Raw genomic sequence first — 23,447 nt, forward strand, 5'->3', positions numbered from 1 at the left:
GAAGTCGATAGCCAGCATGTTCTTGGCCTCGAGCCCTTTCACATCGAATCCTAGTGAAGCGACATTCTGAACGAGCTCGCTTTCCGACTCTTCAAATGAGAAGAACACGCCCGGTTCCCCGAACTTCGACGCCCCGTTCACAAGGAATTCCATGGCGAACAGGGTCTTGCCGCTGCCCGGACCCCCGATGACCAAGGTGGGCCGCCCCCTTGGGAGCCCTCCTTTGGTTACCTCATCGAAACCTTCCATTCCGGTTTGCGCCTTAGGCAGTTCGCTTCGGGTCGTGGGACCCAATATTCGTTTCCTAGGCCTTCTTACCTCCTTGACCAAGTTTCGAACCCCCTACACGATAACGAAATTTCGGATTATCATAGATTTCAATGAACTTAATATTTGAGTCATTCGCCCACGACTATGAATTTGCCTTAATTATTGAAAAGCCAAGCATGATCATGACAGGTTTAGCCGCAATGCTTACAGTTATCGCCCTCCTTTCCCGGCGACCCCCAGAGGGGTCCTGATAATCAGTTCGATCGGTGCCATTTAGACCAAATGTAATGAGAAATCTTCCGAATTGGATGACTCGACTCACAATGGTATGTCTACAGATCTGAGCAAATCGATTCATATACCTCGGGCATCAAATCAAAGACGATCTTATGGAAAAGACGGCCAAGCAGGAAGCGAAGAAGGCGGACGGGGAAAGCGCCGTGCTCGAGGTAATCGCCGCAATGCCGGACCCGTATCGCGCCATGGGTGAGCGGCTGCATGCGATCATCAAAACCAGCGCACCCGCCCTCACGCCGAAGGTCTGGTATGGAATGCCCGCGTATGCCAAGGACGGCAAGATCGTCTGTTTCTTCCGCAGCGGGGAGAAGTTCAAGGAAAGGTACATGACGCTCGGCTTCAACGACGTGGCGAAACTTGACGATGGTGTCATGTGGCCGATCGCATTCGCGCTAACAGAGTTGACCGCTGCAGAAGAGGCGAGGATCATCACGCTGGTTAAGAAAGCGGTGGGTTGAGGACCGCGCTTTCTATTGGCCACGGCCCTCGCTGGGATCGTCGTTAGGGACGAGGGGCCCAGCACGACATCCTATCCTAATAGTTCCCCTTAACTTGATTTCCTCTTTCATTTCTTTTTCAATCGTTGGGCCATCGGTGTCGTTCAGAGTGAACGTCTGACCAATGGACACAGGTTTTAATGATCTAGGCTTGGATGGATGATCTTCGAATCGGCCACTTGAGTATCTATATATAGAAGTGCTAATCTAGTGATACTCAGGAAGGAATCTACTCTGATGTCTAATGGTCAACAGATTATCGTTCTTCGGGAAGGTACCGAGAGGACTAAGAATCGGGACGCGCAGACGAACAACATCGCTGCTGCTCGGGCCGTAGCAAATGCAGTAAGATCGACCTTGGGACCGAAGGGAATGGACAAGATGCTTGTCGATTCCATGGGGGACGTCGTCATCACGAACGATGGGGTTACGATCCTGAAGGAGATAGAGATACAGCACCCGGCGGCCAAGATGGTGGTCGAGGTCGCAAAGACCCTGGACAGTGAGTGCGGGGACGGGACGACATCTTCAGTCATCATGGCAGGTGAACTCCTGAAGAATGCCGAATCACTCATCGAACAGCATATTCACCCTACAATAATCGCGAACGGGTACAAGTTGGCTGCCGCAGAGGCACTGAACATTCTGGATACTATTGCTGTTCCCGTCACAGCCGAGGACGTCAAGATGCTGACCAAGGTTGCCATGACCGCGATGACCGGGAAAAGTGTGGGCGGACAGAGGGACTTCCTGGCCGACCTTAGTGTCCAGGCTATTAAAACAATCGCCGAAAAGAACAAAGCTGGCAAGTGGACCGTCGATGTCGACAACATCAAGGTGGAGAAGAAGACCGGCGGATCGATCGCCGACACCGAGATCATTAACGGGATCGTGCTCGATAAGGAACGCGTCCACCCGAGGATGGCCAAACAGGTCAACAACGCCAAGATAGCCTTGATTTCCGTCGCCCTCGAGATCAAGAAGACCGAGGTCGAGGCCAAGATCCAGATAACCGATCCGAGCCAGATGCAACGCTTCCTCGACGAGGAAGAGGCAACCCTGAAGAGGATGGTCGATAAGATAAAGAACGCAGGTGCCAACGTGGTGTTCTGCCAGAAGGGCATCGACGACCTGGTGCAGCATTACTTGGCCAAGCAGGAGATCTTCGCTGCCAGGCGGCTCAAGGAGTCGGACATGGAAAAGATAGCCAAGGCCACCGGGGCCAACGTTGTCGGCAATATCGACGAGCTGAACGCCACCGACCTGGGGACAGCCAGCATGGTGGAGGAGAAGAAGATCGGTGAGGCGGAGATGACCTTCATAACCGGCTGTAAGAACCCGAAGGCCATATCGGTGATCATCAGAGGAGGAACGGAGCATGTCATCGACGAGGTCGAGCGGGCATTGCACGACTCGCTTCGTGTAGTCGGAATCGCGCTGGAGGATGGTAAAGTGGTTCCGGGCGGCGGAGCACCCGAGATCGAACTGTCGCTGAGGCTCGCATCCTTCGCGACCACGATCGGAGGGAGGGAGCAGCTGGCCATCGAGGCCTTCGCCAACGCCATGGAGGTCATTCCAAGGGCGCTAGCGGAGAATGCAGGACTGGACGTCATAGATGTGGTCATCCAGATGAAGAGCGCGCATGAGAGGAAGAACGGCAAGAACATGGGCATCAACCTGGACACTGGAAGGGCGGACGATATGTTGAACCTCAACGTCATCGAGCCGCTCCGCGTCAAGACCCAGGCGGTGAAATCAGCCACGGAGGTCGCCAGCATGATACTGAGGATCGACGACGTAATCGCCTCCAGGAAGGCACCCCCGATGCCGCCAGGCGCACAGGGTGGAATGCCGCCAGGAATGGGCATGCCAGGCATGATGTAGGCGCATCATCCAGTACAAACCTCGATGCTAAAATGGGGCCTACAAGGCCCCTCTTATTCTTTCCTCCACATGTTCTACCGGACCCATGGTGTTCTCAAAGGGACAAATACTGCCTCTAGGTGATTGAAGGGATCCAATCAGAGATAACAAGAGATGAACCGAAAACCCTGCACCTGTCTTCTCTGCCCAATAACTATATCCGAGCTGCTCCAAACGATAGACCGGGAAGGAAGATCGAATGTCACCAGGAGCAACGTTAAGAGCCATTGTGCTGACAGCAGACAAGTTCGAGGATCTCGAGGTCCTTTATCCATACTTCCGGCTTCTCGAGGAAGGGATCCACGTGGATATCTCTGCTCCGAAGAAGGAGCAGATCCATGGCGAGCATGGATATGGCGTCGAACCGACGAAAACGTTCGACGAAGTGGATCCAGAAGAATACGAGATGCTTATCTTACCTGGAGGCGATCCCAATGGAGCGCCTAGGACGGTGCGAATGCATCCGCGGGCTCAGGCGATCGCTCGCGAATTCATGCAGAAGAACAAGCCGGTGGCATCCATTTGCCATGGACCATATACGCTCATCTCGGCAGGCGTAGTCCAGGGGAGAAAGATGACCTCCTTCTGGGGAGATGGTGTTCCCCAGGAACTCGAAAAGGCAGGGGCCCAATATAGCGACGCCGAAGTCGTTGTTGACGGCAATCTCGTCACATCACGGTTTCCGGGCGATCTGCCAGCGTTCATGCGTGAACCAATGAAGTTACTCCACGAAATGAGATAAGCCAACCCTCTCCTTCCACGGTATGCTCCTTGCAGAATTCATTGATCTGCTGCACTCCCCATCTAAGTCATTCCAATGTTCATTCGTGTTAAACAAAGACAAGACAGCACATTGCTAACAAATTCTAAATGTTCAATCAAAGCGGACTTCGAATGGAAATAAATACTGGCTGATGACTTGATTTTCCGTGGTGCATCTTCATGGTTGCTGCAGATGATGAAGCGATCAAAGGATCGATAGCAAAGGAACTACGAGGCTCCATAAGGGGAGAGATCCTCCTTCCGGATGAAAACGGCTACGATCAGGCAAGAAAGGTCTGGAACGGGATGATCGACCGGCAACCGGCCGTGATCGTCAGATGCCGCGGTGCCAGTGACGTCATGAAGGCGGTGAGGTTCGCCCGGCAGCATGAATTGGTCGTCTCGGTCAGAGGTGGTGGCCACAATGTCACCGGAAATGCGGTCAACGACAATGGAATGATGATCGATCTATCCAATATGAAGAGCGTGAGGGTGGATCCGGTCGAACGGACGGCGTGTGTCGAGCCAGGAGCGACGTGGAGGGAATTCGACCTTGAAGCCCAGGCTTTCGGTCTTGCCACCACCGGAGGCCTTGTATCCTCGACCGGGGTCGCCGGCTTCACCCTCGGAGGCGGAATAGGTTGGCTGGTGCGCAAATATGGCCTATCCCTCGACAATCTGACCTCGGTCGATCTGGTCACAGCCGAGGGGGAGATCGTTTCTGCGAACATGAACGAGAACGCAGACCTGTTCTGGGGATTGAGAGGAGGGGGCGGTAATTTCGGCATCGTGACCTCCTTCGAGTTCCAACTGCATCCAGTGGGCCCGATGGTGATGGGAGGCATGGTCCTTCACCGTGCGAGCGATGCCGAGGAATTGCTGAGGTTCTTCAGGGACTTCGCAAATAGCATTCCTGACGATTTGACTAGTTTGATAGTGTTCCTCACTGCCCCTCCGCTACCATTCATTCCGAGCGAACTTGTCGGCACCCATATGGTCGCAGTTGCGGTCTGTTATGCCGGACCAGTGGACGAAGGGCGGCAGGTCCTAGAGCCGCTGAAGAAGTTCGGCAGACCGGTGGCGGATCTGATAGAGGAGATGCCATACGTCTTCCTGCAATCATTCCTGGATGATACTGCCCCGCCGGGTATCCGTAACTACTGGAAGACCGCCTACCTGAAGGCGCTGGACGATGAGACGATAAAGACCTACCTGAAGTTCGGTGAGCGGATCCCTTCGCCCATCTCCTCGGTCCACATCCATCATCTAGGAGGCAAAATTCGTGACGTGGAAGATGGTGCCACTGCCTTCAGCAACCGCGATGCGGCGTTTGCCCTTAACATAGTCTCCGGGTGGCAAGAGGCCGGTGATGACGATATGAACATCAGGTGGTCAAGGGACTTCTTCAATGAAATGCAGAAGTTCTCTACAGGCGCGGCATACCTCAACTTCCTGGGAGAGGAAGGTCAGGAGAGGGTCATGGCCGCCTATGGCAAAGAGAAATACGAAAAGCTAGCGGCGTTGAAGAAGAAGTACGACCCGACCAATTTCTTCCATTTGAACCAAAACATCAAGCCGGCGCCCTAGAAGGACCGGCTTATGTGAGCGCGTTCAAACGTGCCAGGTCGACCCACGGAGGTATAATGGCTAACGCAGGATATTATTTCGAAGTCATAATGATTCATGATCCTGTCGCTCCCATCTCTTCTTTTTCATTGCGATCGGCTCGCAATGGCCTATCATTGAAGTAAGAGGGTCCGCGAGTCTAACGCATCATCCAGGATGGATTATTGGATAAGGATCGTTGCCTTCCCCGTTACTCCAATCAACGGACAGAGAGAGATTGATTTGAATTAACAAAGAATGGCAATGTAACGGATATTCATTGAATCAACTTGATCTTGATCTTATAGCTCTCCCAAAACACCAACCAATTTCGTAATTTTTTTCGATAACGATTCAATAGCCAGCAAAGCCTCGATTTCGTCCATATCTCCTTTTGATGCTTTGCCAGCGACGGAGCTGATATCCCCGAAGGTCTTGCATATCACGTTCTGGATGCCATCCAAGATGAGGGTGACATCTTGCGACTTAGTATCCTTCGGAATGCCAATTTCCGATATTTTCGCCATGGTTATTCTCCAGACCGATTGATCCTAGAAATAATAGTGCCGTGATCTTAAGAAATATCTTTCCCTTAAAATATCGAATTCAAAATGTCTTGGAAAGGATGCGATTCACTCACTGGTCCTTGCTCGACCCGATAGATGGTGGCATGTCAGGAAGACCGAAAGCTCCATCTCAATTTGCCCTTGACCGATTCCCTCATGGAAACCTAATGCTTTTCAATATCGATGCCATCCCATCGGTGTATGGCGATCATCAAGGATACAAAAGGACAGGCATTCCTTCTGATCGCGATCATGTTCGTCGTTTTGATGGACGGCCTCGATGCGTCGATCGTGAACGTCGCGTTGCCCTCCATAGCTTCGGCGTTTGAGATTGATACCAGCACCGCAGGATGGGTCTCGGTGACCTATTTCATGATGATGGCCGGACTGCTCCTGGCGTTCGGCAGGCTGGCTGACCGCGGCATAATCAAGAGGATGCTCGTGGCTGGGTTGATCATGTTCTCGATATTCTCTTTGGCCTGTGGGGTGTCGTCCTCGATCGAGATGCTGCTGGTGAGCCGGATTTTCCAGGGGGTCGGTGCTGCCATCATGGGCGCCTCCGCGCCTCTGCTGTGCGTGAGGTTCCTTCCGGCGAACAAGCTGGGGGTCGGCCTGGGCATCGTCACCATGGGCGCTTCCATCGGATATGCGTCTGGTCCCGCATTGGGTGGCATCATAACGGAATATCTTTCCTGGCACTGGATCTTCCTCATCAACATCCCAATAGGTTTGGCGGGCATCGCCTTCTTGATGAAGGCCATACCAAAGGATGAGGGATATGTGAGGTCCTACTTCGACCTGCCTGGGTCGCTGCTTATGTTCATGGCCGTCCTGGCTGGCGTGTTCGCCTTGGAACGTTTCACACATATCGGATTGGGAAACGTACAGATCATATCTGCCACCGCCATATGTATATCGGCCTTCGCCCTGTTCATCATTTGGGAACGGAGATGCAGGACCCCGATACTGAACCCCATGATCTTCAGGTCCCGGGAGTTCGCCTTTGTTTTCGCGGCGTTCCTGCTCATCAACCTGACCGCCACCGGGATGTGGTATCTGACTCCATTCTATCTTTCCCTGGGCATGGGGTTCGACGCCGCGATCTGCGGGGTTTACCTTTTCGTACCCGCCGCCATCACATTGATGATCAGCGCTCCGATCGGCAAATGGTCCGACCGCACGGGGCGTCGCTGGTTCAGTGTCATCTCATGTGCGTCGATGGCCCTGACCAGCGGCATCCTGGTCTTCATCGATCCGGGGATGGGCACTTTCCCTTTGATAATCGCTTTGGTCCTCATGGGCATCATCTGGGGATTTTCCGGAGGTCCGGCCGCCAGCCGCATCGTTGAAAAGATCGACAATGAGGAGAAAGGAACGGGGGCTGCCCTTATCGCCGTAGCGGGTTATCTTGGAGGAGCGATCGGGACCGCTTCCTTCGCCGCGTTCTTCTCGGTGATGAACGGTTCCGGTAATACTCCGTTTCCCGAATTGCCCCTTTCGACGTTCATGGAAGGGTTCCACGGTGTGATGATCATAGGGGTCGTTCTTGCGATACTCGCGGCCGTTCTATCGGCCGTGGTCAGGGATAATAAGAACGCTGAGCCATGAGGGGGCTCGGACCGGCGACCAAGATTCGATTTCGGCAATGGTCACGAGATCAAAAAAATGGTCGAAGGAATCCATCTCCCAAGTATACCTTTGACATTGGAGGGTTTGTGATGACCGGCCCCTTTTTCGCAAGGTTGCCGGTCACCATACGGTGCTGAGGCCATTATTGCCCGATTCGGCCCGCTTTGCCACCTCTTGCGTGTCAAAGACGTTGGTAATAGGCGCTCTCATGGACGCCGTCGTATTGATCCCAGACCGCTATGGCCCTGCCATTGCCGGACATGGCCAACTGCGGGGCCTTGGCATTTCCCGCTCCCGTCTCCAGCAGTATTACCGGACCCCAGGCTCCGCCGGTGGATCGGACGGCGTAGATGCTGTTTGGCGCACCGCTGTTGCTCCCATCTGATTCTCCCCAGATGAGCATGGCGTTGCCGTTGCTGTCCATGGCCACCTGTGGCTTGCCTTGGGTCTGGCCGCTCGCCAGGAGCTTGGAGGCCGACCAGGCCCCGGCGGAGAACCGCTTGGCATAGGTCTTATCCCCCAAGGCATCCGTATGCTGATCGAAGACCACTATTACGTTTCCATTGCTGTCCATGGCGACATTGGCCCCGCTAGCCTTCTGCGCACCACGTTCCAGGAGCCAAGCGGGCCCCCAGGCTCCCGACGCGTAATCATTGATGTATATGCTTTGGACCTGATTCGCGTTGTCCATCTGCTGCCACACCACCACGGCGTTGCCGCGATTGTCCATGGCCACCTGAGGTCCTGATGCATCCCCGGTTCCGGTCTCCAGCAGTGCCACTGCGCCCCATGATCCGGCGGAGAACCGTTTGGCGTAAATGCTCAGATGGGAGGAACTATCCAGCTGGGACCACACCACTGTCGTGCTGCCAATGTTGTCCATGGCCACCTGTGGCCCCCAAACACTGCCTGATCCGGTCTCCAACAACGTGACCGTTCCCCAAGTTCCGGCGGAGAGACGCTTGGCGTAGAGGCTCAGGTGGTTCGTGCTATCGTATTGTTGCCACACCACCACGGCGTTGCCGTTGCTGTCCATTGCCACTTGAGGGCTCCATACATCCCCGGTTCCTGTCTCCAACAACGTCACCGTTCCCCATGCTCCAGCAGAAAGACGCTTGGCGTAGAGGCTCAGGTGGTTCGTGCTATCGTATTGTTGCCACACCACCACGGCGTTGCCGTTGCTGTCCATTGCCACTTGAGGGCTCCAAGCCTCCCCAGTTCCGGTCTCGAGGAGCGTGACCGCTCCCCAAGTTCCGGCAACATTCCTTCTGGCATATATGCTGTTATGAGCACCATCGTTCTGCTGCCATACCACCACGGCATTGCCATTCTTGTCCATGGCCACCTGGGGGTTGTTGGCTTCCCCGGTTCCTGACTCCAAGATCCCTGGAACCGTCATGGCGGCAGCGGGCTTAGCAATGATTGCGACCGAGGGTGATCCGGTCCCTACGGAATTGTGCGCGGCGACAGTGAAGCCATACGACCTTCCGTCGATCAGACCGGTTATGATAGCGGTCTTGGCCGTAAAATGTTCCGTTCTGACGGCGCCATCCACATAGACCAGGTAATAGTCGATGGCCGCGCCTCCGTTACTGGATGGTGCGGACCATGCCAATGAGACCCGTCCGTCGGCAGCTGTCGCCATCAGAGCGATCGGGACCCCCGGAACGGTCGCAGGTGTCACTGGTGTCGATCTCAGTGCCGATGACAGCGTGCTGATGCCTATGGCATTATGGGCTGCGACGGTGAAACTATACTGATGGCCGTTGGTGAGTCCTGTGATGGTCGCCGCCTTGGTCGTGAAATGGGTTGTCCTGGCGACACCATCCACATAGACCAGGTAATAATCGATGCCCGCCCCTCCGTCACTGGCAGGGGCGGACCAGGACAATGCGACCAGTCCATTGCCAGCAATTGCCGTCAGGCCGATCGGGGCACCAGGAACGGTCGTGGGGGCCAAGGGCCTTGACGTCACAGCCACTGATTGCGCTCCGATCCCGACCGCATTATGCGCCGCTATGGTGAAACTGTATATTCTGCCGTTTGTCAGCCCGGAAACGGTCGCTGAGCTCGTTGAATAGTGATCCGATCTGGCGACGCCGTCCACATAGACCAGATAATAATCGATGCTCGACCCACCGTTGCTTATCGGAGCAGACCAGGATAGTCCGACCTGGGCATTACCGGGCGTGGTTTTCAGACCGGTTGGGGCTCCTGGAACCGTCAACGGGGAAGAGGATTTCGATACCACTGCCGCCGATTGTGCTCCGGTACCTGCGGAGTTATGGGCGGCGATGGTGAAACTATATGATCTGCCGTTTGTCAGCCCGGTTATTATCGCTGGGCTAGTCAAGTAATGATCTGTTCTGGCCGTACCATCCATGTAGACCAGGTAGTAGTCGATGTTTGCCCCGCCGTTGATGATGGGCGCAGACCATGACAATGCGATCTGTCCATCTCCCGGCATCGCGGTCAGGCTTCTGGGCACCCCCGGAACGGTCACCGGGGCTGTCGGTGTCGCTTTGACAGAGGTCGACTGAAGGCCGGTGCCGATGACGTTATGCGCTGCCACCGTGAAGCTGTACGCTCTTCCATTAGTGAGGCCCATTATGCTGGCCGATTTGGCCGAATAATGGTCGGTCCTTACAACACCGTCCACGTAGACCAGATAATAGTCGATGGTCACCCCCCCATCGGTGGTCGGTGCAGACCACGATAATATTACTCGTCCGTCGCCAGCTGTCGCCACAAGGTTCCCTGGGGCTCCCGGAACGATCAATGGCGCCTTCGGTGACGATGTGATCACTGTCGATTGAAGGCTGGCGCCAACGACATTATGCGCCGCGACGGCGAAGCTATATGATCTGCCATTTGCCAGCCCTGCAATTGTGGCCGAGCCTAAGGCATAATGGTCCGCTCTGACGACTCCGTCGACATAGACCAGATAATAATCGATCGCCGCTCCCCCGTTGGTGCTTGGTGCAGACCATGCCAATGCCACTTGCCCATCGCCAGGCGTCGCCGTTAGATTCTTGGGAGCGCCTGGTACTGTTATCGGTGCCAATGGTGTTGATTTCACTGCCGATGATTTTAGGCCGGTGCCGATGACGTTGTGCGCGGCCACCGTGAAGCTGTATGATCTGCCATTGGTCAGTCCGGATACGGTAGCCGTTACGGTAGTGTAATGGTCCGTCCTGACGGCGCCATCCACGTAGACCAGGTAGTAGTCGATTGCCGTCCCTCCGTTATTGGCAGGGGCGGACCATGTCAATACCACCCGCCCGTCGCCGGGATTGCCCGTCACACCGGTCGACACACCTGGGACGGTCTTCGCCGTGAGCGGGGTGGTCGTTACCGCTGGGCAACGGGTTCCAGCCCCAGCCGAATTATGGGCGGCGACGGAATAGCTGTAGGTCTGGCCATTGGTCAGACCGGTTATTGTCGCCGAGGTACTGGTCGAATGCTTGACATCGACCCCATCCTGATATACGACATAATAGTCGATGGTCACCCCTCCATCGATGGAGGGGGCATTCCATGTCAAGGCGACCTGACCATCACCAGGGCCGGCGGCTAGGCCGGTCGGAACTCCCGGAACGGTCACAGGTGCTACTGGGGTCGATTTTACGATCGATGACTGGAGGCTGATGCCAATGACATTGTGCGCGGCCACCGTGAAGCTATATTGATGGCCGTTGGTCAGGCCGGTAATGGTCGCTATTCTGGCTGTGTAATGGTCCGTTCTGACGACGCCATCCACAAAGACCAGGTAGTAGTCGACGGCCGCTCCTCCATCAGTGGAAGGCACGGACCACGCCAATGATACCTGCCCATTACCTGGCATTGCTGTTAGATTTTTGGGCTCCCCGGAAACTGTCAATGGTGCCATAGGGGTTGATTTGACGGCTGCCGACTGCAAGCCAGTCCCGATCATGTTGTGCGCTGCGACCGTGAAACCATACTGATGGCCGTTGGTCAGGCCGGTAATGGTCGCGCTCTTGGCGGCATAATGGTCCGTTCTGACGACCCCATCCACGGATATGAGGTAATAGTCAATGCTCGCGCCTCCGTCATTGACCGGAGCTGTCCAGGACAGTACGATCTGGCCGTTACCGGGGACGGCGGTCAGACCGGTCGGAACCCCGGGAACCGTCTTGGGGGTGACCGGAGTGGTCGTTACCGCCACGGAGCGGGGACCGATCCCCACCGAGTTATGGGCCGCCACCGAAAAACTGTATGTCTGGCCATTGTTGAGTCCTGAAATCGTCGCAGAAGTAGTGGCTGGGTGAATGACATCCACGCCATCCTGATAAACGACATAATAATCGATCGGGTAGGATCCAATGCTGCTCGGCATGGTCCATGAAAGATAGGCCTGACCGTTTCCGGCGGTTATCTGAAGGTCAAGCGGGGCTGACAATGAGGCCGATGGTCTAGCCGAGACCTCACCGCTTCTCGGCCCCTCCCCATAGGAGTTGACCGCCGTGACCTTGTAGTAATATGTGACCCCGTTGGTCAGGCCGGTGTCCGAATAGGTCCGGACATTGCCGCTGCTAGTATGGCCAAGATATGTTTCCCCGGCGGACGCCGTTCCGCGGTATATCTTGTAGTCAACCACCGGAGATCCTCCGCTCGAGATTGGGGCCGACCAGGTCAGAACGATGCGGGAATCGGAGGGGGTGGCCGAAGGGCCCGTGGGGGCGCCGGGAACTGCTGGGTCAATGGTCGAATCCATCATCAGGCCATAGAACGAATTTCCGGGAGCGGGGAAATTCGAGGCGGCATATGCATGACCTCTGATCATGAACGAGTTTGTTGGTAGCCAATATGAACCGACCGATGTAGGTGCGACGAGACCAAAGAAGGTTATCGAGGTCAGCTGATCGCAGCCATAGAACATGGAGCTACCTAGGCTGACCACGCCGCTGCCTACCGTTACGGTGGTCAAGGATCTGCAGTCATAGAAGGCAAAGCTGCCGATGGTCTGCACCTTGTTGGATATGACGACGGAGATCAGCGATGAGCACCCATCGAACGCGCTCGTCCCGATGCTGACCACATTGTTAGGGACTGTCAACGATTCCAGCGACATGCACCCATAGAACGCATAATCACCGATGCTGACCAGGCCGCTGCCCAGGGTAAGTGTCGACAGGCCAATGCAGGAATAGAACGCCCAACTTCCTATCCTGGTGACCGAGTTCGGTATGATCACAGAGGTCAGTCCGGAGCAGCCTTCGAATGCCCCGTTGCCGATCGTGAGGAGGCCCTTTCCCAACGTCAATGAGGTGATCGAGGAGCAACCGTCGAACGCATAGGTGTCGATGCTGGTCACGGAATCGGGAATGATCACGGATGTCACGGAAAAGCCTGCTGCGTTACTGAACGCGTAGGCACCGATTCCGGTCACCACGTATCCACCCACAGAGGAGGGGATGGTGATCGCACCACCGGTACCAGTGTATGCGGAAATGACGGCGGAGCCATTGACTATCGAATAGGTATAGTCCCCCGCCTGCCCTGCGGAAACCGGGCTTGGAGAAACGACAAAGAACGCTCCAGTCAAGATCATTGTCACTATCATCATGGACCTTAGACGAGTTCCCATTTTCTTATCCATATTAATTCCTCACCAGAAATTCATTTAGTATCGGCTACTAGTGATGCAAAAACGATTGGAAAATTACGACTTAAGGATATGTCAGTAATTTACACGACTCGGATTGGAATAAAACTCACTTCCAGAATTGAAAAATCCAGAGAAATATATCTTGAAGTACAAGGCAATTCGAGGCCATGGAGCGGCAGTATCCTTCTGGAAATGGTCTAAGGGCTCCGGTATGGAAGTGAAAACTCACGACCGCCATGAACTGACCTGACGTAACGGTACAGAACATATCCACCCGAGCCGTAATGTCTCGAAAGGACTGGCATTTGTTCTATTTATTACATATTAAGATGATTATTAACCCTCCTCCCAGCTGGTCCATTCGGTCAACTTTAGGGGGAGACCAATGTTCAATCTCGAAGGAAGAAGCAAAAGGAAAATGAACCGAATGGTAACAGTGATGGTGGTCGCAATGTTACTTGGCGCAGCACTTTTCATGATGCTGGTGCCGACATCGACCGCAGCGAACAAGGGTAATGACCAGAAGAACGTCATCATGATGATCCCGGATGGATGTGGATCTCAGGAAACGACCTTGGCTAGATGGTACAACGGCGGAAGCCTTGCTCTGGATTCCATGCCTTCCGGGCTAATCCGGACCTATGGCGCTGATTCGATCATAACCGATTCCGCCCCAGCAGCGACCGCGTTTGCTACTGGCTACAAGACAGATGATAAATACGTCGGGGTCTTGCCGGGCACGGTCACGGTCTCTGGAGTGGCCGTTCCACTGGCTGGTATGAGCTATTCTCCAGTGGCCTCGGTGCTCGAGGCCGCGAAGGCGAAAGGCATGTCGGTCGGTCTGATCGCCACTTCGAACATCCAGCATGCGACACCTGCCGGGTTCTCGGCCCATTGGCCGGCCAGGTCTGATTACAACACGATAGCAGAGCAACAGGTCTACGAGGACATCGACGTCGTCTTCGGTGGCGGATCGCAATATTTGCTGCCGAAAAGCGACGGCGGTGTGAGGACCGACGGGGAAAACCTGATCAATGTTCTCGAGTCCCGTGGTTATTCATACGTCGATACGAAGACCGAGATGGCCTCGCTCAACACAAACCAGGTGAACAAGGTCTGGGGGCTCTTCGCAGCCGATGCGATGGCCAAGGACATCGATCGCTCGCTCCCACAATTCCAGAACGAGCCTTCCCTGGCGGAAATGGCCCAGAAGGCAATCGATATCCTCTCAAAGAATCCGAAGGGATTCTTCCTGATGGTCGAGGGCAGCCAGGTCGATTGGTCGTCCCATGCTAATGACCCGGTCGGTGTCGTGACCGAGGTCATCGCATTCGACCACGCGGTGAGCGTTGCCAAGAATTTCGCGGAAAAGAACAGGAACACTCTGATCCTGGCATTCACGGACCATGAGACCGGCGGAATGAGCATCGGAAGTATCCAAACCGACTCGACCTACTCCAGCCTGCCATTGACCCAAGTGCTGACTCCGACGTTCATGAGCGCGAAACTGACCGGTGCCGGGCTCTATTATGCCCTGCCTGAGAATCCGACCGATCAGCAGGTTAGGGATATCGTCAAATCGAATTACGGCATCAGCGATCTGACCGATGCCGAGGTTTCGGCGATAAAGACCTCCAGGGCCAGCACCACTGATTCGATGGACTACGTAGTAGGTCCGATGATCAGCAAGCGGTGCGATATCGGGTGGACCACGGTCGGGCATACTGGCATGGATGTCACCCTATATTCCTATGGAAAGAACAGACCAGTCGGACTGTTCGAGAACACTCAGCTGGCCCAGATCGCCGCCGACGCCATGGGGGTAAGCTTGGAATGCACGACAAAGAACCTGTTCGTCGATGCCAACGCCACGTTCACGAAGATGGGGGCAACCGTATCCAAGGATAACAGCGATCCAACCAACCCGGTCTTGGTCGTGGAAAAGGCCGGCGTAGGCACGATGCGCCTGCCATATGCAAAGGACATCGCCATACTCAATGGCAAGACCTGCCTGATGAACGGTATCACCGTATCATCGTCAAAAACGGACAAGGTGTGGATCTCGATGGAGGCGGTGAATCTGTTCAATGGAAAGAGGATTTCATCCTTCCATGACGCATCAACATCGACGGTTCCATTATCCGCGCTGGTGATGGACTACCATGTCGGGCCGATAGATCTACGGAACATACTGCCATCCCTTTGCTGAATGAGAGCGAGGCAGGAATAATCCGAGCAAGAAATCCAAGAATGGGAAACCTTTTCCTTCCATTTTTTTCCCTGATTCTCTTTAACTTCGTGCGGGAAAAATGGATTTCATTTTAGGATAGTCTGGAAGGGTTCCACCCCTCGATAAGTGTTTTTTAGGTCAAAGGTAACTGTCCAATCAGAACCATACTGAGTGCAAATCTCCACGGGAGATACTCGCGCAGTCATTCTGGAAATATTAGATTCATCCCATCCCGTTTCGATCTTTCAAGGCCGACTTACCCACACAAAACCAAAGAGAAGCTTTTTTCAACCACATGTCGAAGTAAGTGACACAACGGGTCGTCCGACCTTGTGTTCAGGTAGGCATTTCGATGCGCCCCCCAACCGCGCCAATTCAATCTGGCGTGTCGATTACTCCTATGAATGCCCTGCGATCATTTGCGGACAACAACATGTACACCATGCAGATGTAGCTGATCACGAACATCATCATGCTGATCGGCCAGTATGGAGGAGAAGGGGGGTCGATCAAGCTTAGGTATGTAAGGTAGGTCCAGATCGATATGCTGAACATCCAGATGATCAACGCCTTCAGATTCAGATTGCACAGGTCGATCGATTCCGAATGGTCTCTAGACACACTGTTCGGGGTCAGGATCGATCTTCTTGATTTAGAGGTGAGGCGATCGGCCTCTTTCCCACTGATCGTTCCTTTCTGTTGCCTATGATATCTCCTTATCGCCAGATATAAGGCCAGGGATGCGAGATTAATTGCCAACAAAAATATTCCAGTCACGAGGAATGTAAAAAAAGGGACGTGATCGATGAAAAGATCGTCCAGCTTGACATGAGAGGCATTGAGAGTCAACCTGAACGTGAGGTAAAGCAGGAACAATAGACTGTACATCCAGGTGGCGAATGCTACCGCCCTTACAAATTTCAGCCGCATCAAATTCATACGGTTAACCAACTCTTTTTGATAAGCATTTTCTCATCCAACCTTTAATTCGGGCAACGATTCCAATCTTCATTATCTGCCCTATCACAGTCGGTTTTCTCGAAGATGCCTGTTCTTTCTGTCACAGCTATGGTTCTTGCCCGCCGGCCCATGGGTTTACACACCTTTCCTTTTCTTCTTCAGTGCAACGAATGCACCAAGTATAATGACTGCCAGAAGTGCGAAGACCCCAAGGATGATGACCATATTGTTATTATCAGGGGATGTTGCGCTGTCGGAATTCTGAGCAATGGGCGAGATGTTCTGAACCGAGGACCGAGTCCCCACACCACCTGAATTGTGGGCAGCCACAGCAAAGGAATAGCTTTCTCCATTGGTCAAACCGGAGATGGTGGTCGAAGTGGAAGAAATATGACCCACATCAACGCCATTTTGGTAGATTATGTAGTAATCAATGTCCGAACTGCCCGATGGGGCCGTCCATGACAGTGTGACCGTTCCATTTCCGGCCGTAGTGCTCAGACCGATGGGGATTCCCGGTGCCGCGGCGATGGAATTGGGTGTTGCCGCAATCGCCGATGTCTGCTCACCTATTCCAGCCGAATTGTGTGCAGCTACCGTGAAGTTATATGATCGTCCATTCGTAAGACTGGTGATAATGGCCGAGGTCGCCGTTGGATGGGATATATCGATCCCGTCCTGATAGACGATGTAGAAATCGATCGTCGCTCCCCCATTGTTGCTTGGAGCGATCCAGTTCAATATTATCTGAGCCATTCCTGATGTCACATCAAGGCTTGTCGGCACTCCTGGGACCGTGGTTAGGGGATTCGGAGTTGCTGAGACGCCCGGGGTCTGCATTCCTGTTCCGATGGAATTGTGCGCAGCGACATTGAAATCATAGGGTTGTCCATTGGTCAGTCCGTTGATCGTAACGGCAGTGGTCGATGTGTGTTGCACATCGACCCCGTTCTGATAAACGATGAAATAATCTATGGCCGTTCCTCCATTGTCATCCTGCGATGTCCAAGTAAGTGACACCTGACCGTTGCCTGGGGAAACGATCAGACCGGTTGGAACGCCTGGGACCGATGTAGAGGAGGGTGCGGTGGTGACCGTCGCTGACTGCGCCCCCATGCCAGCCGAGTTATGCCCCGCTACAGTGAAACTGTATGAATGGCCACCGGTCAATCCGGTGATGGTCGCCGAGGTAGTGATGAAATAATCCGATCTGGCAACACCGTCGACATAGACCAGATAATAATCTATCGCCGCTCCCCCATCTGAGGATGGAGCTAACCAGTTGATGGTTACCATATCGTTTCCCGGCATTGCCGTCAAGCCGCTCGGTGCTCCCGGGACGGCGGGTAGTGGACTCGGAATTGCTGACACTGCGGGACATTGCGGTCCGCCATTGGCCGAATTGTGCGCGGATATAGTGAAGCCATAGGTCTGTCCATTGGTCAATCCGGTGATCGTAGCAGATGTCGAAGCGACGTGTAACACATCTGTCCCGTTCTGATAAACAACGTAGTAGTCGACATTTGCCCCTCCATTTGATGAGGGTGCAGACCAGCCGAGGATGACCTGGCCATTGCCAGGTATGGCATGGAGATCCTGCGGCGCGGCCGGGGGCCCGATCGGGGTGGCGGCGCTCTCCGAACACCTTGAACCTTCTCCCGCAGAGTTCACTGCACTGACCTGATAATAATATGTCTGGCCATTGGTCAGGCCGGGATCGGTGAATGTCAGTACGGTACCGCTGCTGGTATTTCCTATGTAGGACTCAGCGCCAGACGATGTACCGCGAAAGATCCGATAATCGGTGATCGGGGCACCGCCGTTTGAATATGGTGCGTTCCAGACCAAAGTGGTCGCTACGTCCTGGGCGGTCACTGTCAGGCCTTGGGGCGGGGAGGATGGACGCAGGACATTGATTGTATGGGAAGCAGAAACATTGTAAATGCCTCCGTAGACATCGGTGCCCGACGCGTAGGCGATGTTGGTGATGTTCTCGTATGAAGGGATGGCGCCCGGATAGGACCATTGTGACGCTCCCCCAGGCGTTACATCTCCTAAGTTCCACGCCTTGTTTAGAATGGGATCGATGACCATCGCGTTCAGTAATGTGGTCCTGCCATCGTTCCGTACCAGGAACGACCATGTTATGTCATCTCCATTCAATGCCTGCGACGGACCGCTGATTTCGAGATGCAGACCGATGCATGAGGTCAGAGGAAGACGGTCCGCCGCACCAGTGCCGCCGTCGATCAGATACTGGTTATCGACAATGCCATCCTTGTTGGCGTCGGGTGCGATCCAATCGCTCCAGAAGTTACCGAATGAAGAGGAGTTCCAAAGACCTGCCCCATCCGTATAGGCCTGGATATGCGAACGGTTATACACGGACAGCGCTCCATTGTTGTTGAGCAACTCGTTACCATAAATGCCATTGTTGCTCGAGGAATATTGGGAGATGCCATATTGGGAGTTGCTGTTGACGATATTGTATGCTATGCTGTTGTTGGTCGCGGAGGACATCGAGATACCGGTGTAGCTGTTGTCCTCACAGATGTTGCGAATGACGGTGTTATAGCTGCTCGTGTCGAACAGGCGGATCCCATGCTGGGCATTTCCAGAGAGGGTGTTGTTCGATATGACATTGTGGTCGCTTGATTGGATCTGAAGACCGCAGCCGCCGCTGCCGCTAGACGTGTTATTCGATATCACATTGTTGTTCGAATTGGACAGCCAGTTGCTACAGTGCAGAGAGCCGGTGCAGGAGTTGTTCTGAATGATGTTATTGTTCGAGTCCTGCAGGAACATTGCGTGACGGCCCGTGGCGGTGCATACGTTGAATTCTATGACATTGCCGTTTGAGATGACCGTATGTATGCCATAGTCTGCATTCCCATTGCAAATGTTCCTCGATACAATGACATGGCTTGAGGCGATCAGTTCTATGCCAGCACTGTTACCGTGCAAGCGACACTCACTGATGACCAGATACTTGGTGGTGTTGCCGATGTAAATGCATGTTCCGCCGCTTCCAGTAATGTCATATCCCTTTATGACGTAAGGATCGTTAAGGGTCCCGTTCCCAGTGCAGCCGCCTGATAATCTCAGTTCTGCTAGGTCGGAGTTGCTGTTAATGTGGATGGGCGAATGTGACGTGTACGTCGGTCCACTGGCCTGCACTGAGCCGATCGCCCCGGATGAAGCGAAGATCGAAACGATCAATGATATCGTCATCAGCACCAGGAGTGCTCTGCCTTTCACCTCATCCATGTCTCTTCCCCCTTCTGTCATCGATATGCCTCCTACCACAATTGAAGGGATGTCTCCAGGTTTATTCTATCTTGTTTTACTTTCCTCCTTACTACAAAGACAGTAACGGTCGCCATTATAATTGACATACTTCTATTAAAAAAATGATCACCCTGACGTTCACTGTCCTTCAACCAAGTAAATTTTGATCGAGCTAGGAAATAAGGCTCGCATCAGGCTGTTGAGAAAAGGCATAGGCGGCCAATGACCTTACTATGTCTTGGATCTCCCACAATAGATTGAAGATCCCAGTGTATTCACTCCGGTCTCGTCCATGGAGAGATGGACGATTCCGACCGGGAACATCGACCAACGGTATCCGTCGGAGATGTCGCTGCAGACGTTCGGTCGACTACGTCAAAGATCGATCACCAACGAGTCGCCGGGTACTTTCGGGAAATGCGTCTCGTAATTGTAGTTATATTTTAGGTCGGAATCGTCCCAGACGGACACGCTCGGCTTTTGGTAGTTGAAGCACAGCTCAGCTTTTTCATAACTGTCATTGCCAAATTCACGGGTCCCGTATTTGAGGATCCGGGCAATTGCCTCCTGGTCGGGATGATGGTAATAGCTTCCGTCTGTCGAAATCAGATACCTGCGGCAATCCAAGAGCTGAAGAAGCTCGCTATTTATGTTGTTCTTGCTACCATGATGAGGGATCTTGAATCCGTCCAAGGCAAGCTTGGACAGGTTTCGATCTTCTAAGAGCTGACGAATCCCTGCAGCAAGGACGGAAGGGTGCGCGTCGCCTGTAAAAAGCGCCGATTTGCCTTCGTACTCGGCCAAGAATGCTATGCTGCTGCCATTTGGTGTAGCGTTATCTTCCTTGAACTCCGAGTCAGCCAATTGATCGATGTCCAATCCAAGCCATCCGTCAGGGATTGGTTCTGGTTTAAGGCGGGCATTATGGTCCAGCCGTTCCAGGATCGCCTCCGGGTCGTCCGTGTCCAGGTTCTCTTTCTCGAGCACCTCGTCCCATTCGTCATGCAGTTTGACCAATTCCTCCGCCGTTGGCGAAAGGATGGTCAATTTCATTCCTCCATCCAGCTCCTTCTCGACAACACCTTCCGAATTGCGAACGATGGCGTGCCCATCGAATTTGTCGTTCCATGGTATATCGTATTTCTCGATGAGTTTGCCCAGGAACTCTCCTTCCTGAACCCCTAACCAGCCTGGCTCCAGTTGCCTGCGTCCGTTGAACCAGAAATCCTTGATCGGCAGCATGTTCGGTGCGCTGCCCATCCACTTCACCAGGGCTTCTATGTGATCGCCGTCGATGTGGGTAACGACCATCAGATCTAGCTCGACCTCTTTCTTTGACAATTCGATCATGCACTTGGTCAGTGTCTCGCGTTTACCGAGCTTCTTTTTGTCCTTATCTGCATAGAAATAATATGGTCCTCCATCGATCAGTATATAATGTATTGCATCTGGCTTGCCATAGCTGATCAACAGGCAGTCTCCTTGCGCCGCGGGTAGCATCTCAATTCGGAACATTTCATCCCCCCTTGGTCAGTGTCCAATCTGCATCTCCATCTGCCACAAGTGTGAGCACTTCGGCATAACCAGCGGCCATGGCGACACGTCGTGCATGCAGCAAAGCATCTCCAAAGCTCTGCCCCAACCCCGCAGATTCCTTAAATTGCTTGATCAGGATTTCTGCTATCGGCACTGCACGTGATTCATGGATGGGAGAGAGCGTTGTTACCGTAACGGCCGCTCCAGCTTTTGAGAAGGCCGCGGCAAAGCCTTGATAAGGTGTGTCTGGCAGAGATGTTAGGCAACCGATCAGAAGCACGAGCGGCCAGACCTGCGGTGAGACGTGCACGAACGTCTCAGTGATGCATGCGTTTTCTAAGAAGGTCTCCCCAATTTCTAGTGAGTGGCCCCCTTTGCTGTCCTGATTATGGGGGATTAGGATGAGGATGGTCGGAGACAGTTTTATCTTCGTCTTCCATTCATCCCAATCCTGCGCAAACTCAAGCTTGCCTGGGAAAAGGGTTTGTAACGTTTTGGTCAATCTTTCCCTGCCATCTGTAGTTATTTTATTGCTGATGGCAAATAGACTAGACTTGAACGGATCGATCTTCTTGGCACTACCTATTGGTCTATCATAAATCTTATAGTCAATGCCTTTCAGCTCATTCATGTGCGTGGAATTGATGGCATGACGCTCGATAACACAGCGCATACCCAGGAAACCCAATGGACATATCGTTTCTGCGGCACCCTCTAGATTCAGCCCTTCGCATGAGCTGCATTTGCCATTCAATATGGCTTGCTCAGAGTTTGGACAGAGTTTCGCCTTCGTGTTAGGGGCTGGATAGACATAGACCAATTCAAGCGGGAAGACATCTCTCACGGCTGAGACGAGCTGAAGCCTTTTTGCATCCCGCAGGTTCAGCAAGGCCTCGTCCCCTGTTCCGATTTGTTCTTGGATGGAGGTATATATCTCGCTGCCTTGTCTTGCCAGTATTCCCAAGGCGTCCTTCCTGGCTTCAAGCGTATCATCTGGCCCAGGTATCCCGGCTTCTTTAAGTGTGGCAATTATTTGCTGGATACTTGTCTGCAAACCTTCGATTTTCCTCATGCTTGCCTGATTTCCGAAGGACATCAGTCCTGGACCGTTTGAGGGGTCGGTTTCACTGAATAGGGCCAGATCAAACTTCTGAAGCCCAGCGATATCTTTCAAGCCCCTCACATCAACCGACTCAAATCTGATCTGGTCATCCTCATCCGCCATGGCAATGTCTGAGAGCACCTTGCCTTTGAGGAAGAGCATTTGCAGAATGTTATTCTGATACAACACTGCCACATTTCCCTTGAAATCAGGCTGGTCAGCGCGCGGAACGAAAGAGAACTCACACTTGCTCATGGTCTGGCCGGGCAACTGATCCTTGAAGACGGTCAGCTTTCCATTCTGCCTTTTCGGAACGTGGTTGATCTCCCAAAAATAGACATCCAGGTCCCAGCTCGGCATATCGGGTAACACAGAGAGGTCGATCTTCGTAGATGCTGCGATAGTTCCCTCCTCAAGTTTCCCGATCCAAATCCTCAAGAGGTTCTCTATTCCAGCCTGGAAGACCTGTTTCAGCTTCTTAGGGTGGTCCTTATCGCTATTGTCATAGACCAAAGCCTGAACGTGGCGCTCATACACGGCAGACGATTCTTCGGAAAGAACTGTTGTTTTCAAGCCGCTATGTGCTTCTCCAGATTCCGTAGAATAGTCAACGGGTCCAGTCTCCTCGACTGGGATCATTTCCATTTTTTCACTTTTTTCAGGAATCGCCATGGGGCCGGCAGGTTTTGCCCGAGCAAAGATATACTCTCGATCGTCCTTCACATTTTTCGAGTCCACATCCATGGCCTTTATGGCCTCTTGTGGGTGTGCTTCCGATCTCAACGAATAATCAATGCCTTTCGGAGCAGCTTTTTCAGGTTTCGCTCGTAGGCCGCCCTCATCCGTTTTTCCGCCTCCATTCTTCCCCGAGACTATATCGTCCCATTTGGAGCGTAGCTTCTTCCAGTCCCAACCTTCGACTGCTCTGTCGGCGAGGCCCGGGCCCTCTGCCGCCTTCGCAGCATAAACCCCGAGCGGGTAGGACTCTACGAATGACCTGTTCACTGCACCGCCGGCGCAGATGAATGGTATCTCTATGCCCTTCTCGATCAGTCTCTCAGCGACCTTCGGGAATGCGGACATGGTGGTGGTCATGAGTGCGGTTCCGGTTACTAGGTCCGGCTTGCTCTCCTCGACCTGCTTCACAACGTCA

Annotated in this window: 13 protein-coding genes; 6 read left to right on the top strand and 7 right to left on the bottom strand. The window is 53.5% G+C overall.

Annotated elements, in window-relative coordinates; all coding sequences use genetic code 11:
* Window positions 1–249 (bottom strand): ATPase domain-containing protein (locus VGK23_03670; GenBank protein ID HEY3419629.1); only part of this gene is annotated, 249 nt, incomplete at its 3' end.
* 410 nt (window positions 250–659) lie between these two features.
* Here VGK23_03670 and VGK23_03675 point away from each other — a divergent pair.
* From VGK23_03675 to VGK23_03690, 4 genes are all read left to right on the top strand, one after another.
* Window positions 660–1,025: a DUF1801 domain-containing protein gene (locus VGK23_03675; GenBank protein HEY3419630.1), complete on the top strand. Its 366-nt coding sequence runs from the start codon at window positions 660–662 to the stop codon at window positions 1,023–1,025.
* A 276-nt stretch (window positions 1,026–1,301) separates the two neighbouring features.
* Window positions 1,302–2,948: a thermosome subunit beta gene (thsB, locus tag VGK23_03680; protein HEY3419631.1), complete on the top strand. Its 1,647-nt coding sequence runs from the start codon at window positions 1,302–1,304 to the stop codon at window positions 2,946–2,948.
* Between the two features lie 238 nt (window positions 2,949–3,186).
* Window positions 3,187–3,729: a type 1 glutamine amidotransferase domain-containing protein gene (locus VGK23_03685; protein HEY3419632.1), complete on the top strand. Its 543-nt coding sequence runs from the start codon at window positions 3,187–3,189 to the stop codon at window positions 3,727–3,729.
* A 200-nt stretch (window positions 3,730–3,929) separates the two neighbouring features.
* Complete coding sequence (locus VGK23_03690) at window positions 3,930–5,336, top strand: FAD-binding oxidoreductase (GenBank protein HEY3419633.1); 1,407 nt, start codon at window positions 3,930–3,932, stop codon at window positions 5,334–5,336.
* Between the two features lie 320 nt (window positions 5,337–5,656).
* Here VGK23_03690 and VGK23_03695 read toward each other — a convergent pair whose 3' ends face one another.
* Entirely contained in the window at window positions 5,657–5,881 is a 225-nt protein-coding gene (locus tag VGK23_03695; protein ID HEY3419634.1) for a hypothetical protein, read from the bottom strand.
* A gap of 240 nt (window positions 5,882–6,121) precedes the next feature.
* Between VGK23_03695 and VGK23_03700 the strand changes: the two genes are divergently transcribed.
* Complete coding sequence (locus VGK23_03700; GenBank protein HEY3419635.1) at window positions 6,122–7,528, top strand: MFS transporter; 1,407 nt, start codon at window positions 6,122–6,124, stop codon at window positions 7,526–7,528.
* 202 nt (window positions 7,529–7,730) lie between these two features.
* Here VGK23_03700 and VGK23_03705 read toward each other — a convergent pair whose 3' ends face one another.
* The gene (locus VGK23_03705; protein HEY3419636.1) at window positions 7,731–13,136 is read right to left on the bottom strand and encodes a fibronectin type III domain-containing protein; all 5,406 of its coding nucleotides are present in this window, start codon (window positions 13,134–13,136) and stop codon (window positions 7,731–7,733) included.
* Between the two features lie 460 nt (window positions 13,137–13,596).
* Here VGK23_03705 and VGK23_03710 point away from each other — a divergent pair, with 460 nt between their 5' ends.
* Window positions 13,597–15,387, top strand: a complete 1,791-nt coding sequence (locus tag VGK23_03710) for an alkaline phosphatase (protein ID HEY3419637.1) — start codon at window positions 13,597–13,599, stop codon at window positions 15,385–15,387.
* Window positions 15,388–15,783: 396 nt separating this feature from the next.
* Here VGK23_03710 and VGK23_03715 read toward each other — a convergent pair whose 3' ends face one another.
* The 4 genes from VGK23_03715 to VGK23_03730 form a co-directional block, all read right to left on the bottom strand.
* Complete coding sequence (locus VGK23_03715; protein HEY3419638.1) at window positions 15,784–16,338, bottom strand: hypothetical protein; 555 nt, start codon at window positions 16,336–16,338, stop codon at window positions 15,784–15,786.
* 165 nt (window positions 16,339–16,503) lie between these two features.
* Window positions 16,504–19,635 (bottom strand): fibronectin type III domain-containing protein, encoded by a 3,132-nt coding sequence (locus tag VGK23_03720; GenBank protein HEY3419639.1) that lies wholly within the window; start codon window positions 19,633–19,635, stop codon window positions 16,504–16,506.
* Between the two features lie 396 nt (window positions 19,636–20,031).
* Complete coding sequence (locus VGK23_03725) at window positions 20,032–21,171, bottom strand: hypothetical protein (GenBank protein HEY3419640.1); 1,140 nt, start codon at window positions 21,169–21,171, stop codon at window positions 20,032–20,034.
* Window position 21,172: 1 nt separating this feature from the next.
* On the bottom strand, window positions 21,173–23,447 hold a 2,275-nt coding region (locus VGK23_03730), incomplete at its 5' end, for a hypothetical protein (protein ID HEY3419641.1).

The sequence above is a fragment of the Methanomassiliicoccales archaeon genome, assembly GCA_036504055.1.
In the GTDB taxonomy this organism is placed as follows: Archaea; Thermoplasmatota; Thermoplasmata; order Methanomassiliicoccales; family UBA472; genus DASXVU01.